13 protein-coding genes and 1 tRNA gene are annotated in these 15030 nt (G+C 38.0%); 10 read left to right on the top strand and 4 right to left on the bottom strand.

The genetic code is table 11. The annotated features are described in order from the left end of the window. Nucleotides 1-99: 99 nt before the first annotated feature. A tRNA-Ser gene (locus Q9M50_07860) sits at nt 100-189 on the top strand. 52 nt (nt 190-241) lie between these two features. Next, complete coding sequence (locus Q9M50_07855; protein MDQ7090545.1) at nt 242-493, top strand: hypothetical protein; 252 nt, start codon at nt 242-244, stop codon at nt 491-493. Nucleotides 494-937: 444 nt separating this feature from the next. On the opposite strand, the gene Q9M50_07850 is transcribed toward Q9M50_07855, so the two are convergent. The 4 genes from Q9M50_07850 to Q9M50_07835 all read right to left on the bottom strand — a co-directional run bounded on the left by Q9M50_07850 (nt 938) and on the right by Q9M50_07835 (nt 4644). Next, nucleotides 938-2080, bottom strand: a complete 1143-nt coding sequence (locus Q9M50_07850; GenBank protein ID MDQ7090544.1) for a hypothetical protein — start codon at nt 2078-2080, stop codon at nt 938-940. Nucleotides 2081-2248: 168 nt separating this feature from the next. Beyond that, nucleotides 2249-2704 (bottom strand): hypothetical protein, encoded by a 456-nt coding sequence (locus tag Q9M50_07845; GenBank protein ID MDQ7090543.1) that lies wholly within the window; start codon nt 2702-2704, stop codon nt 2249-2251. Between the two features lie 195 nt (nt 2705-2899). Beyond that, entirely contained in the window at nt 2900-3349 is a 450-nt protein-coding gene (locus Q9M50_07840) for a hypothetical protein (GenBank protein ID MDQ7090542.1), read from the bottom strand. Nucleotides 3350-3525: 176 nt separating this feature from the next. Then, on the bottom strand, nt 3526-4644 hold the full coding sequence (locus Q9M50_07835) for an SPOR domain-containing protein (protein MDQ7090541.1): 1119 nt from the start codon (nt 4642-4644) through the stop codon (nt 3526-3528). 411 nt (nt 4645-5055) lie between these two features. On the opposite strand from Q9M50_07835, the gene lpxA reads away from it, so the two are divergent. The 8 genes from lpxA to Q9M50_07795 all read left to right on the top strand — a co-directional run bounded on the left by lpxA (nt 5056) and on the right by Q9M50_07795 (nt 14982). Next, entirely contained in the window at nt 5056-5817 is a 762-nt protein-coding gene (lpxA, locus tag Q9M50_07830; GenBank protein ID MDQ7090540.1) for an acyl-ACP--UDP-N-acetylglucosamine O-acyltransferase, read from the top strand. Nucleotides 5818-5975: 158 nt separating this feature from the next. After that, the gene (locus tag Q9M50_07825) at nt 5976-8282 is read left to right on the top strand and encodes an alpha/beta hydrolase (GenBank protein MDQ7090539.1); all 2307 of its coding nucleotides are present in this window, start codon (nt 5976-5978) and stop codon (nt 8280-8282) included. 74 nt (nt 8283-8356) lie between these two features. Further along, nucleotides 8357-8671: a hypothetical protein gene (locus Q9M50_07820; GenBank protein MDQ7090538.1), complete on the top strand. Its 315-nt coding sequence runs from the start codon at nt 8357-8359 to the stop codon at nt 8669-8671. Then, nucleotides 8598-8804, top strand: coding sequence for a hypothetical protein (locus tag Q9M50_07815; GenBank protein MDQ7090537.1), 207 nt, complete (start codon nt 8598-8600; stop codon nt 8802-8804). Before Q9M50_07820 ends, Q9M50_07815 begins: the two co-directional genes overlap by 74 nt. After that, nucleotides 8749-9498 (top strand): thiolase family protein, encoded by a 750-nt coding sequence (locus Q9M50_07810; protein MDQ7090536.1) that lies wholly within the window; start codon nt 8749-8751, stop codon nt 9496-9498. The genes Q9M50_07815 and Q9M50_07810 overlap by 56 nt, the downstream gene beginning before the upstream one ends. After that, nucleotides 9498-11813, top strand: coding sequence for a 3-hydroxyacyl-CoA dehydrogenase/enoyl-CoA hydratase family protein (locus Q9M50_07805; protein MDQ7090535.1), 2316 nt, complete (start codon nt 9498-9500; stop codon nt 11811-11813). The genes Q9M50_07810 and Q9M50_07805 overlap by 1 nt, the downstream gene beginning before the upstream one ends. A gap of 148 nt (nt 11814-11961) precedes the next feature. Beyond that, nucleotides 11962-14370, top strand: a complete 2409-nt coding sequence (locus tag Q9M50_07800) for an acyl-CoA dehydrogenase (GenBank protein ID MDQ7090534.1) — start codon at nt 11962-11964, stop codon at nt 14368-14370. A 324-nt stretch (nt 14371-14694) separates the two neighbouring features. Continuing rightward, nucleotides 14695-14982, top strand: a complete 288-nt coding sequence (locus tag Q9M50_07795) for a hypothetical protein (GenBank protein ID MDQ7090533.1) — start codon at nt 14695-14697, stop codon at nt 14980-14982. The last annotated feature ends 48 nt before the right edge of the window (nt 14983-15030 follow it).

The raw sequence follows: 15030 nt of genomic DNA, 5'->3' as shown, positions 1-15030 counted from the left end.
TTTGTCTTCAAAAGGAAAATAAAAACAGGTTTAAACTAAATTATTTTAAATAAAAGCTAGTCAAAAATAGAACCCTCATGTATCATAGTCTGACTTTACGGAGAGGTGGCTGAGTGGCCGAAAGCGGCGGTCTTGAAAACCGTTGAGGGTTTATCCCCTCCCAGGGTTCGAATCCCTGCTTCTCCGCCATTTTTTGGTTTACGTCCTGTAAATCCATCAGTTACAAATCTAAAAAAATTCAATGGATACGAAAGTAATACACCCTCGTATACAAGTCCCATCTTACATTGTCAAAAATCATAATCAAATCTATTACTTTAGATTTATTATTCCCAAAAAATTAAAACATCTTTTTTCAAACCATAAACGAGAAATTCGTCGTTCTCTAAAAACGAGAAGTCGTCGTATTGCCTTACAAAAAGCAAGAAAACTATACGTTATTATGGATATTGATAAAGTCGAGCAAGAAGTTGAAAAGCTAGAGCATAGATAGCGGTTACTGGAAAAACTAGATAATGCTGAAAAATTAGCGGACTCCTCACCTTATGGAAATCCTGAAGTTATCCAAGAATTTCTTACTAGCCTCTCAGCAACAGAAGAAGCTAACTTAAAACGTGCTATGAAGCATGTTAATGGCTTGCCCTCCCCAGCGACAGCATCCACACCACAAATTCAAAACACTGTAGAAAAAACTGAGTCTGTAAGCAGTGATAATCTCAGTCTAATTATTGCGAGATTTTGGCTACCAATTTAAGACGGGACATTCAGCAATTTCAAAGGGTTAGAAAACACACGCTTTCGACTATTTCTAGGAAGCGGTAACTCGCCCATTTCGGCTACCAACTTAAGACGAGACAAGTTGAGGTTAACCCTTCTTAAACGGGTAGCCGTGTACAGAGAATGTGGGTTATTTTATTCTTAATGTTAGAATTACTTATCAACGCCTTTTTTTTGTAGATTTTAATTGAAAATTATTTTTATATATAAACGCCTCAATCTTAATTCCCCATGATATAAAAGTTTTCATTAGCCATATCAAAGGTCTAATAAAATATTTAAATCCCCAGGTGAAAGGGTATAAAAGGATAAAAATGATTGTTGTCCAACTAAATAATTTTACTACCCAAGAGTTGATACCTAAAAAATACCCAATTTCTTCAAATAAGTGACTAATTAAACTGGGATGAGCGATGGCAATATATGCCGTTGTAGCAAAAGCCCCATATTTCACCATTTTTTGTGCTGTTTTGGTTTTCAAAAATTTAGATGTAAAAACTCTAGCTTTTCTGAACATGGATAGTTTTTTTCCAGAGCGGACTGCCTTTGAAACCGATAAGGCTTTACTAGATTTTAGTAATTTAAAACCACTTGTTAAGGCTATAACATCAAAACTCGCCCAAAATATATCGCCTCCTGTTATTTCTTGTTTAGTTTTGTATTTTGTTTCTAAATCACGAATGCCACTTGTCATAAAGAGTCCAAAACCTCGTAAAAATCGTGTTGTTTGCATCCATTTTGCATCGCCATGCTTATCTATTGGGAATTCACTAAGAAAACCATGCCCTTCTTCATTAATATAATTAATGGCATACCAAGCTCTTTTTTCAGGTGAAAGTAATGTGACCGAAGTTTTTTGTTTGTTACTAGTGATCCAATTCCAAGTATTTGAAAGGCTATTTTTAAATGATTCTTTTATTTTCCAAAGAAAATCTTCATTTTTTAAAAAATAATCGGTAACAGGAATAACGTGATCCCCATACATTATTAAAGCGTTTTGAAATTCTTTTTCTTCTCCATATAAAAGGAAAATATTTTCAGCTTTATTCGGATATTTTTTTAATGATACCCATGACTCAAGAACTAATTCCTTATTATCAGCATAATCTAAAAGAATAGCCTTTATTTCAACAGACTCATTTTTAACAGCGTCTGGTAAATAATGAAGGTTTTCTTCGACAGCTAAATTAATAAATTGTTCTTCTATCTGCGTTGAACGTAAACTAAAGCTTAATATAAAAGCGGCGATAACAGAGAATAATAAAAAAAACTTCATTTTTTGCTTATTTATGGATAAAAACATGTTTACCTACATTCCACGCCCTAAACCCACCATTTCTTGACTATAATATTTCTCATATTTTTCACCTAACCGCTTTAAGAGCCAAATAATGGTTAAATTTTAGATTTAAAACAATAACTTGAAATCAAGGCAATAATAAAAATTAACATTTGACACCCTAATCACTGGTTAGGTTATTGAACGGTTAAGAAATGCAACAAGTTCATCGTGTTGTTCATTATTTAATATCGAAAATTGCTCAGATTGAACATGAGCGTTTTTAAAAACAAGGTTAATACCAATCTTTTCTCCTCGAATAATCTGCCTTTCTATTCGATGAATAGTATTTATTGGAATCTTATTTTTAAAATTGTAAAAATAAAGAAATTCATCATCTAACTTTGCTAACCATCCTTTTTTTCGTTTCCTATAGCCTGCTATCTCATCCCTAATAAATAGTAACCACAGCATAATAACAAGCCCCAAATATATAAAATTCTCAAGAAACAATGAGATTATTATTATCAAAAATAATTCTAGCTGATATACAACCTTTCCAATAATATCTTTTCGTTTATAACTAGGATATGGATAAATATGCATTGATAACCTAACTCCAAAATAAGCGATAGCTAAAAGCGTCACACTCTCCCCCCCCCTAAAAAGGATAATGATAACCGTTATTTATTATTACAACAAGCATAAAACCGTAGTCAAACGCTCTATTAGAGGTTGATTTGGCTAAGAATAATTTTCAATGACACAGGCTTAATGAAAATTAAACTCAAAAATTCGAGAGAGGGGGGAGGTATTGGGACTTCGAGTATGTCAGCTACTCACTTAAGATGATTTTTTTATAAGCTGACTAACCCCTATAAAACCTTTTGTTAGTACAGAGTAAGCATTTCCTTCCAATAATTTAATTTCATCAGCAGGGAGGTCTAAAGCATTTTTAAGATAATTGTAATCTTGAGCGGATAGTTTAAACTTAGTCCCTTCAATCATTCGGCGTTTTAAATCCAAACCATTTTTTTTCATAATAATTAAGAAATCAACTAAAGCCGCCAATAAATGATCGGTTAAATCCTGTTGATAGCAAAAAGAAATACGCTCTAAATGTGCTTGTAAAACATTAGGGTTTAATAGAATAGCAGAAATCAAGTCATCAATAGCTGGCGGCTGATTAAAACCCAAGGCGGTTATTTCTTGATGGTTAGAATAAAGAGTCGTGTTTTTTTTATGGGAGTCATTCTTTTCATTACAAATAATAAGCGGGATAAGTTGAGTCATAATCGGTATTTTTTTGTAGATTAAAGTAATGGTATATCATTTTTAGGGGGGGTTAGCGTACAAGTCCTCGTTTGAGCTATCAACTTAAGACGGGACACTATAGAGCAAGGCTTAACCGTTCGTCCTCAACTTGCCCCGTCTTAAGGTGGTAGTCCTCGTTTGTACGCTAAATTGTATTACTGCTTAGTGACTAAAATAGACTCAATTTTAAGCTGATTTTTAACCCGTTCCGCATAAAGCGTTGCTTCTTGTTGAGAACTAAACGGTTTTGTTAATAACCGATGCCACGTTTGCCCTTGCGTATTTACTTTAGAAATAACAACAGGAACCCCAGCTTTTCGGTATTCATTTGCATTTTTTGAGGCGGTTAATGAATTTTTGTAAGAGCCTAAAGCTACAACCCACTCTTTTTTAATGACAGGTTTGATTTCGGGTTTATTTTTGATAACGTCAGGAATTAATTCTGTTTGAACCTTCGGCTTACGGATAGGCTCCTTTTTTTCCTGTGGCTTTATGGTCGGTGGTTTTGCTATCGGCTCTGTTGTTAAATTCTTTTTAACAGTTTTATCCTCTAATTTAATTATTTTAGCAGGAACGGTCGTTTCTAAAATGGGAGGGGTAATGGTTTTTGGTTTAACAACCGCTTTATTTTTATTTTCCTTATCGGGTAAATTAGTTACTGAGGAACTGAGTTTCGCCTTTTTTTCAGTAGCCTCTTGTTCAGCAAAAACCTTATTAAGTTTGATGGCTAAATCATCAAGACGTGCATGAATATACTTGGTACTGGCGACATTGATAGGGTCACTCGGGTGTTTATGCTGTTCCAACGTTGAAATGGTTGTTGATAATTCAGTCACATCACGTTGTAAACTTCCTGCAAAAAACGCGGACGTAGCTCCAATAATTAAAGCCAATCCACCCATTGTTAATGCCACATAACTCGTAACCGATGCGCGTCGAGCATGACGTTCTTTTTTTAATTGTCTGGCTAAGCGATCAGAGGCGGTAAATGCACTCTCTAATTGCAATGCCATCAATGCTTGCGTTTCTTGTAATTGCTTAATTTGTTCTTGCCATGAATTTTCATCAGCCGCCAAATTTTCATCAGCCGCCGAACTTTCATCAACAGCTGAATTTTCAACCTGATCTGATTTTTCTTCAATCAATTCATAAACCACTTCATCTTCCTCGTGATCGCTCGTTGATGTATTTGTTTCTTTAATTGGCATAACATTAGTGATCTTATCGTCTTCTTTATCTGCTTGCTCAGTATTGGTGTCATTTCCCATTATCATTCTCAAAACTTAAAAAACTATCGTGTCATTATTATTAATTTAGATACTATATAATAGTATAAAACACTTAAAATTATCACCCAAAGCAAACACGCTACGTAAAATCATGTTTTTTAGGGCATCCTTCATTTCTCGGTTTACAGTTTAAATTGGAGTCTAATAGCTTTAGCTATTGGCGAGTCACGGAAATAGCTAAAGCTATTTTACTCCGCGCATTTTTTTAAAAATAAAGTGTAAACTACTTTTTGTAGCTAAATGAAGGATGCCTTTTTTAGTCGCTTATCTTTAAGATGTTTGCCGTATTTTACAACGATAAATTAACAAGTTGGTAACGATAATGCGTTTATTGTTGGAATATTATTTTTAATCGACTTCAGAGCTTTACCCCAAACTTAAACAAGAGACTTAACTATGCAACAAAAAATTCATTCAACTGCGATTATTGAAGATAATGTAACTTTAGGAAAAAACATTACGATTGAGGCATTTGCCGTCATAAAATCTGGGGTCGAAATTGGAGATAATTGTAAAATTGGGTCACATGCGGTTATTCAACCCTATGTAAAAATGGGAAAGGGAAATGAAGTACATCCACAGGTCGTTCTTGGCGGACTTCCTCAAGATATTAGTTTTAAGGCGGAGACAGTTTCTGAATTAATTATTGGCGATAATAATATTTTTCGTGAAGGGTTCACCGCACATAGAGCAACGGTTGAAACGAGAGCGACCCATATTGGTTCAAATAATTATTTTATGAATAATAGCCATGTTGCTCATGATTGTACGGTGGGTAATCAAACGATTTTTGCCAATAATGTGGCCATTGGCGGTTTTGTCGATATTGGGGATTATGTTTTTATGGGGGGATCGGCGATGGTTCACCAATTTTGTCGTATTGGTTCGTATGCCATTGTTCAAGGGACAACAGGCTTGAGTAAAGATGTGATCCCTTTTATGTTAATTGCAGGTTATCCTGCTAAACATTACCGTTTAAATACATTAGGGTTAAGGCGTGCTGGGATTATAGGGGAAAAGTATAAAGTATTATCTTCCGCTTTTCGCTTGCTTAAAAATAGACAATCGTTAGATGACTTAGACGAAACGAAAGAATTAATCTATTTAAAACATTGGTTAGCCGTTAAATCTAAGCGCGGGACGCATGGTTTTATTTAGAGCCATCAACCCTAATCTTAATTTTTATTATTCGATAAGTACCTGAATAAAAAATTTATCCCTCAATGCCCCTAAAAGTATTTTAAGTTCAACACAATACAAGTTAGTCTATTTATTGTAGAATAAATATTAATGCCGTTATATCTAGGGGGGTGTTTATGTCTAAAAAAAACTATGCTGAAGATTGGTATGATATAGATACCCATCTTTACGATAAAACTCGTGTTGTATTTCGCTCAATCAAAAAAATGCTGAGCGTTAATATGAAGCTGTACCCAGATGGTAACGCACTTGAAGGGGATATTTTCCTCTTTAATCATTTCGCACGTTTTGAAACCTTCATTCCTCAATTTTTAATTTATCAACGGACAGGAGCTTACAGTTGTGCCATTGCCTCCGCTGAGTTTTTTAAAGAGGATAATTTACTTTCACGCTACCTAAAACATGTCGGAGTCTTCCCTCACGATCATCCCAATCTTTTCCCCTTATTAGCCGCACAAATTTTTCGAGGGCGTAAGGTTATTATTTTCCCAGAAGGGGGGATGATTAAAGACCGTCGAGTTTTGGACGACCAAGGTCATTACAGTATTTTATCGCGACAGAATGGTGTTCGACGTAAACATCATACGGGCGCGGCTGTTTTAGCGCAGGGAATAGAAACGTTTAAAGCCACGGTTCGTCGTGCGTACTACCAAAAAAATCACTCCGAATTATTGCGCTGGAAAGAAGCGTTAAAGCTGGATAGCGTTGAACAATTACTAACGGCGGCTTTAAAACCCACCCTTATTGTCCCTGCAAATATTACTTTTTACCCCATGCGAGCCTCTGAAAACTGGCTAAAACAAGCCGTTGAATTATTTGCGGATGGGTTGTCGCTTAGGCAAACGGAAGAGTTAATTATCGAGGGAAATATTATGCTTAAAAATACGGATATGGATATTCATTTAGGCCCCCCTATTGATGCTTATCAAGATTGCTACCCATGGAATCGCTATTTATTAACGAAAGCGGCGGATAATTTTAAATCACTGGATGAAATTTTTAAATTACATCGTACCCCGAAAAATTACAAACAAACCTTGTTAGCGATGTATTTTAAACAAAATACTTTAAAAACGCGCAATCAATACATGAAGGCTATTTATTCACAGGTTACCATTAACTTGAGCCATCTTGCGGCCACCCTAATCATGTGTTGTATTAATAGGGAATTTACAACCATTAAAAAGATTCATTTTTATACCGTACTTTATAGCGCGGTTAAATACCTACAAACGAATAAAACAATTAATTTACACCGTAGTTTATTGAACCCAAATGATTATACGGATTTAATTACGGGAAAAAACAAACATTTTGAACAGTTTATTTCTACAGCTAAAAATAATGAATTAATTATTGAACATAATCATTACTATCAATTTCTACCTAAGCTTTATGTTAGCTACTCTATTGATACTATTCGTTTAGAAAATTTAATTGCGGTCTATCATAACGAAGCCGCCCCGATTAAAGCCGTTCGAGCCGCCTTAGTAAACGCGTTAACCACCTATAATACGCTGACAAAACAGCAACTTTCCCACTGGTATTTTGATGATGAGCTGCGCTTATTAGCTTGGGAGAAAAATTATTATGATAAATCACGTTACCGTAAAATTAATCAATTAGAACAATTTACCGAAGACTCTTCGCCCTTTTTATTACACCCAAAAGACTCGAATGGACGCGGTATTTTATTAGTTCATGGTTTATTAGCCAGTCCCGCTGAGGTCTATGGTTATGGCGAACACATTTGCCAGCAAGGGTATACTGTTTTAGGGATTAGACTCAAAGGGCATGGCACATCGCCCCACGCGCTTCACGATCAGGATCGTCATGCTTGGTATAGCTCGGTCATGCGGGGTTACCAAATTTTAACTGGCTATTGTGATGATATTATCGCTATCGGATTCTCAACAGGCGGTGGATTAGTTGCAAAATTAGCGGTCGAGCCTAAGATAAACTTAGTCGCCATCATTGTTATTGCCGTTCCCTTAAAATTTGTTGATAAAACGTTTATGTTTGTCCCCTTACTTCATGGGAGTAACAAATTGCTAAGCCATATTAGTTCACTAAAGGCGGTCAAATCCTTTGTTAGCAATACGCCAGAACACCCCACCGTAAATTATCAAAATACCCCCATTACCTGTCTTTATGAATTACGCTTATTAATACAGGATGTTGAAGCTATTTTAGGGGAAATTACCTTACCGTGTTTAGTCATTTATGCCGATAATGATCCTGTGGTATCAATTGAGAGTGCCAATGAATTTGTTAAAAAATTGGGAAGTCCCCATAAACAATTAGAAATTATTCATACGCAACATCATGGCATTTTAATGGATAATTCGGAAAACACTTGGCGCGTTATTGATCGTTTTTTACATAAATTAAAATTGGAACCGTTAAAAACTATCCTCCCCTAATTTTTATAGCACGAATGAAAGCAAAAAATAAAATAAATTATTGTTGATTGAGTTAATAAATAAAGGAGTCTGTCATGAAAAATATTGTTATTGCAGGGTATTGCCGTTCACCTTTTATGCCTGCCCATAAAGGGGCCTTTTTAAAATTGCGTCCTGATGATTTAACGGCACAAGTGGTGAAAGGACTCATTCGTAAAACAGCGGTTAATCCTGATGAAATTGAAGACTTAATTTTAGGCTGTGCCTTTCCAGAAGCCGAACAAGGCATGAATATGGCGCGTCTGGTTGTCTTTTTTAGCGGGGCTTCCGACAACGGTGGCAGGGACAACACTGAATCGTTTTTGTGGCTCATCAATGCAAGCTATTCACACGGCTGCGGGGGCTATTAAAATGGGGGCGGGTGATGCTTTTATTTGTGCGGGGGTGGAGTCAATGAGCCGTGTGCCGATGGGGGGGCTACAATATGATGCCCAATCCAAGATTGTATTCAAGCTATCCTCAAGCCTATATGAGCATGGGTGAAACAGCGGAAAATTTAGCCCAAAAATATCAAATAACGCGAGAAAGCCAAGAAGTTTTTTCACTACTGAGTCAACAAAAAGCCGCTTATGCACAACAACACGCCTTATTCGATGATGAAATTATCCCGATTCATTTGGAAAATGGCGATAGCATTCATCGGGATGGGTGTATTCGAGGGGATTCAACCCTAGATGAATTGGCTCAATTAAATCCTGTTTTTAATGCACAAGGCTCTGTAACGGCGGCAACCTCGTCGCCTTTAACCGATGGAGCCGCAGCGGTCTTAGTTTGTAGTGAAGATTATGCAGATAAGCGAGGGTTAGAAAAATTAGCTCTAATTAAATCAATTGCCGTTTCAGGTTGTTTACCCGAAATTATGGGCATTGCCCCCGTTTCAGCAACCCATAAAGCGTTGCAACGGGCTAATTTAACATTAGATGACTTAGACATCGTTGAATTAAATGAAGCCTTTGCAGCCCAAGCCTTAGCGGTGTTAAATGAATTACCTATTGCGGCTGAAAAACTTAATTTGGATGGTGGGGCCATTGCTTTAGGTCATCCACTAGGCGCAACAGGCGCTAGAATCACAGGGAAAGCGGCAAGTTTGTTAAAACGTAAACAAAAACGCTATGCCTTAGCGACTCAATGTATCGGTGGTGGACAAGGTATCGCGACTATTTTGGAGGCCATCTGATGAACATTAAAAAAGTTGCCGTCATTGGCGCAGGGGTTATGGGCGCGAGTATTGCCGCTCATATTGCTAATGCAGGTATCCCTGTTTATTTGTTAGATATTGCGCCTAAAGACGCTAAAAATCGTAATATCATTGCTGAAACAGCGGTCAAAAAATTATTAAAATCGCGCCCGCCTGCGTTAATGCAGCCACGTAATGCGCGTTTAATTACGGTAGGTAATATTGAGGATGATCTATATCAGCTTGAAGAGGTTGATTGGGTGATCGAAGCCATCATTGAAAATTTGGCGATTAAACAAAATTTATATCAAAAACTACAACGCCATTGTACTGAAAACACGCTCATTAGTTCAAATACATCGACATTGCCTTTAGCCTTATTAACGAAGGGTTTGTCGGTTAAATTTCAACAGCAATTTATCATTAGTCACTTTTTCAATCCACCCCGTTATATGCGCCTATTAGAAATAGTCGCGAGTGAGCAAACGCGAACAGATTTAGTTCAAGCGGTAACAACATTTGCAGATCATCGCTTAGGTAAAGGCTGTGTTTCCTGTAAAGATACCGCTGGGTTTATGGGCAATCGGATTGGTATTTATTGGATTCAATGCGGTCTTTTAGAAGCCATCAACTTAGGTTTAACGATTGAAGAAGCGGATGCGGTGCTAAGTATTCCTTTCGGCATTCCTAAAACAGGAGTTTTTGGCCTATTAGATTTAGTTGGCTTGGATTTAATGCCCCATGTCATCAAAAGCATGACGACAGCATTACCTAAACAGGATGCCTTTTTAACGCTTAATTCAATGCCGCCGCTCTTAGAAAAAATGATTGCCGAGGGCTATACGGGACGTAAGGGAAAAGGGGGATTTTATCGGTTAAATAAGGTGGATGGCAAGCGGGTAAAAGAAGGCATTGATTTAACGACAGGAGACTATCGTTTAAGCGAAAAACCTAAGCTTGAAATAATTAAACGACTTAAAAAATCAGGACTCCCCAGTTTATTAACCGAAAATGATAAATACGCCGATTATGCGTGGCGAGTCATGAGTAAAACCTTATTATATGCCGCGTCATTAGTGCCTGAAATCAGTGATGATATAACCTCAATTGATGAAGCGATGCGCTTGGGTTACAACTGGGAATATGGGGTATTTGAATTAATTGATCAGCTAGGGGTTGCCGCGTTTGTTGAAAAGCTTGAAGCCGATGGCTGCATCATTCCTCCCCTACTGCAAACGAAAGATCCTTTTTATAAGGTGAGTGAAACAGAATTACAGTATCGATGCTTACAAGGTTATCAAACCGTGAAACGGGCCGAGGGGGTATTGCTCTTAAGTGATATAAAACAAGGTCAACAGCCTGTCTTAAGTAATCATTCGGCAAGTCTATGGGATATTGGCGACCACGTTGCTTGTTTGGAATTTCATAGCAAAATGAACACGCTTGATATGGACTCAATGGCGTTAATAAGAGACAGTATTGAAAAAGTAAAAACTGATTTTTCAGCGTTAATTATTCATAACGAGGCCGATAATTTTTCTGCGGGGGCAAATTTAGGTCTGCTATTAGTCGCCTTAGAAAATAATGACTTTCAAGCGGTGACCGATTTAATTCACACAGGGCAACAAACCTATAACGCATTAAAATACGCACCTTTTCCCGTTGTTGCAGCCCCATCAGGGTTAGCTTTAGGCGGAGGTTGTGAAGTTTTACTCCATTGTGATGCGATACAAGCCCATGCTGAACTTTATGTTGGCTTAGTTGAAGTCGGCGTCGGATTAATTCCAGGTTGGGGCGGATGTAAAGAATATTTACGTCGGCAAATTCAGCAACCTAAACGTTTTGGTGGCTCAATTCCTCCGACGGTTGCAGCCTTTCAAACGATTGGTTTAGCGAAGGTATCAACGTCTGCGTTTGATGCCAAAACATTATTATTTTTATCCGCAGACGATGGTATTAGCATGAATAAGGCTCGTTTATTAGCCGATGCGAAAGCCAAAGCCCTTAGCCTTATCAAAAATTATCACCCCCCTGAACCCTGTACCTACTCATTAGCGGGTAAAAGTGCGCAAATTTTATTAGAAATGGGGACGAAAGCTTTTCAGTTGATGGGCAAAGCGAGTGCTTATGATGTCAAAATCTCAGCGGCGTTAGGAACTATTTTAAGTGGAGGCGACAGTGATATGACGAAACCGCTCACGGAAGCGGATTTATTAGCATTAGAGTTAGACGCATTTTTACACCTAGTTAAACAACCTGAAACCGTCGCTCGTTTAGAACACATGTTAGCGACAGGAAAACCACTGCGGAATTAAAAAGTAACCGATAACGATTTGGAACCGCGATTAAAGTCATCGTTCCAGAACATTTTTTAAAATGTACGCAATCTTAAATCCCGTTAATTCCTTTTTTAAGGTCTCCATTTAAAAATAATAATAACGCTCTAAATCAAGGAGAAGAATCATGTTTTGGTTACTTATATTACTCGTTATTCTCTGGGCTTTAGCTTATTTTAAAGCCTCATTACCCATCAACACGGCGGTATTAGCCGCCCTCTTATTTATGGTCACGTTACAAGGTGACTTTAGTATCGGCACGCAACTTATTTGGATTGTCTTTTTAATGACCGCCAGTGTCCTTAATTTTCCCTCTTTAAGACAACATTTTATTAGTCAGCACGCGTTTAAAATTATGCAAATGGCCATTCCAAAAATTTCACGAACAGAACGTGAAGCCTTGGAAGCAGGCGATACTTGGTGGGAGGCTGAGTTATTTTCAGGCGACCCGAACTGGACAGTTTTGGATGATTTACCTGAAGTAACCTTAACGAAGGAAGAGCAAGCCTTTATTGAGGGGCCTGTTGAAACACTTTGTGCCATGTTAAATGATTGGGAAATCACCCATAAACATCAAGATTTACCCGCCGATGTCTGGGATTTTATTAAAAAAAATAAATTTTGTGGCATGATTATTCCTAAAAAATATGATGGCTTAGAATTTTCACATTTTGCCCACTCCGAAGTGGTGATAAAAATTGCCAGTCGAAGTACCAGTGCAGGGGTTACCGTCATGGTGCCAAACTCTTTAGGCCCTGCTAAACTGCTGTTGGGTTATGGAACGGAAGCACAAAAAGACTATTATTTACCCCGCCTAGCTATTGGTAAAGATATACCTGCCTTTGCATTAACAGGCCCGAATGCAGGGAGTGATGCAGGCTCAATTCCTGATACAGGCATTGTTTGCCAACAAAAATTTGAAGGTAAAAATAATGTTTTGGGCATTCGCCTAAATTGGGATAAACGTTATATTACGTTAGGCCCTGTTGCCACAGTATTAGGCATGGCATTTAAACTTTATGATCCCAATCAATTAATCGGCGATCAAAAAGAATTAGGGATCACTGTGGCTTTAATTCCCACCAAAACCAAGGGCGTTTCTATTGGTCGGCGGCATTTCCCATTAGATTCAGCTTTTCAAAATGGGCCTAATTGGGGTAAAGATGTTTTTATCCCGATGGACTGGATTATCGGTGGGCAAGCTCAAGTCGGTAATGGTTGGAAAATGCTGATGCAATGTTTAGCAACGGGTCGAGCTATTTCACTCCCTGCGTTAAGCACCGCTGCGGTAAAATTTACCAGTCGTAATACGGGCGCTTACGCACGCATTCGTAAGCAATTTAATTTACCTATTGGCGAATTTGAAGGCGTACAAGAAGCTTTAGCTCGTATCGCAGGGCAAACTTACCTTATTGATGCCGCGCGTAAAATTTCCGTGGCCGCATTAGATGCAGGGAAACAACCCTCGGTCATTTCAGCCATTATCAAGTATGAACTAACCGAAAGAATGCGAGGGGTTCTAAATGATGGCATGGATGTACAAGGGGGATCGGGGATTTGTTTAGGGCCTAAAAACTATATGGGGCGTTTATATCAAGTGATTCCTGTGAGCATTACCGTGGAAGGGGCAAATATACTGACGCGAACAATGATGATTTTTGGACAAGGGGCGGTGCGCTGTCACCCCTTTATTCAAAAAGAAATCGCCGCGTTAGATACGAATGATCTTCCTGAATTTGATCGCTTATTATTTCAACATGCAGGGTTTAGTCTACATAATTTAGCGGCAACGGCGTGGTTAGCGTTAACGAATGCGCATTGGTTAAAGATTAAAGCCGATAAAGACACGCAACGTTATTACCAACTGATTAGCCGTTTTAGTGTGGCTTTCGCCTTACTCAGTGATTATGGTTTGTTAACGTTAGGCGGGGCATTAAAACGTAAAGAACGAATTTCAGGACGTTTTGCCGATGCCTTAAGTAATCTTTATTTATGTTCTTGTGTACTCAAGCACTATAAAGAACAAGGAAGTTTACAAGAGGATAAACCGCTGATGGATTGGGCATGTCAGCATACGCTGTTTCAAGTCCAGCAAGCTTTAGCGGCCTTATTAGATAAATTACCTTTCGCCCCCGTAGTCTATGCACTTCGCCTTATTTTATTTCCATTAGGAAAGCGGTTATCAGAGCCTAACGATGCCCTTGAAGAAAAAATTGCTAGACTGTTATTAGACGATTCGGCGACACGAGACCGACTGACTGCGGGTATTTATATTAATAATAACCCTGATGATGCAACGGGACGACTTGAAGTAGCCTTTCAAGCAGTTTTAAACGCAGCGAGCGTAGAAAAAAAATTACATGAGGCTAAGAAACAAAAACAATTATCAAAAGGACTTTCCCAAGAACAACTCATAAAAGAGGCATTAGCGAAAAAGATTATTTCTGCAAACGAGGCCGAACTATTAACGATAGCAGAAATAGCCCGCTCTAAAGCGATTGCCGTTGATGACTTTTCTAACAAAGAATTATCATAAAGCGGAGGTGAATTTAAAAAAATAACAACGACGACGGATAGCGTTTAAATTTGATTAACGTAGAATCGTGTCTAAAATAACTTAAACGATTATCCATCATTGGAATCATCAATAGTTAGGTTATAGGGTGTGTGTTCTTTGACGGGAGTATAAGATGAAAATAAAAATTTTATTAGTTTTATTGATGAGCGGCATCAGTTTTTTGCCTACCACTAGTTTTGCCAGAAACTCGGCTTCTGCCAATGGTAAATATAATAACCTTATTCAAGAACTTGCTTGTCCTAGCGATAGTGCTAAATATGGTACGTTTAATGATTATGGTTATTGGAAAGGGGGTCTTGGTGTGGTCAACAAGGTAAAGCAGGGTATTGGGTTTGGCTACAGCCTTCGTGGTATGTGTGGGCGGATAAAGCATCGGCTAATAAAACCTCAGCAGCAGGTAAATATTCTGGGTTATTACAAACATTGAATTGCCCTAAAGATAAAAGTCAGTATGGGCAATATCGAGATTATGGTTATTGGGGAGGAGGATCGTGGTGTGGTCAGGTCGGTGTAGCAGGGTACTGGGTTTGGGTTGTGCCTAACTGGTATGTCTGGAAAAACCAGCAATAAAAAAATAGATTATCAATCAATAAAACCTCATAGACGGTTTCATTTCTA

The organism is Methylococcales bacterium (assembly GCA_030949405.1).
In the GTDB taxonomy this organism is placed as follows: domain Bacteria; phylum Pseudomonadota; class Gammaproteobacteria; order Methylococcales; family Methylomonadaceae; genus WTBX01.
The sequence above is the reverse complement of the archived record's forward strand: the minus strand, read 5'-3'. Positions and strand labels throughout refer to the sequence as shown.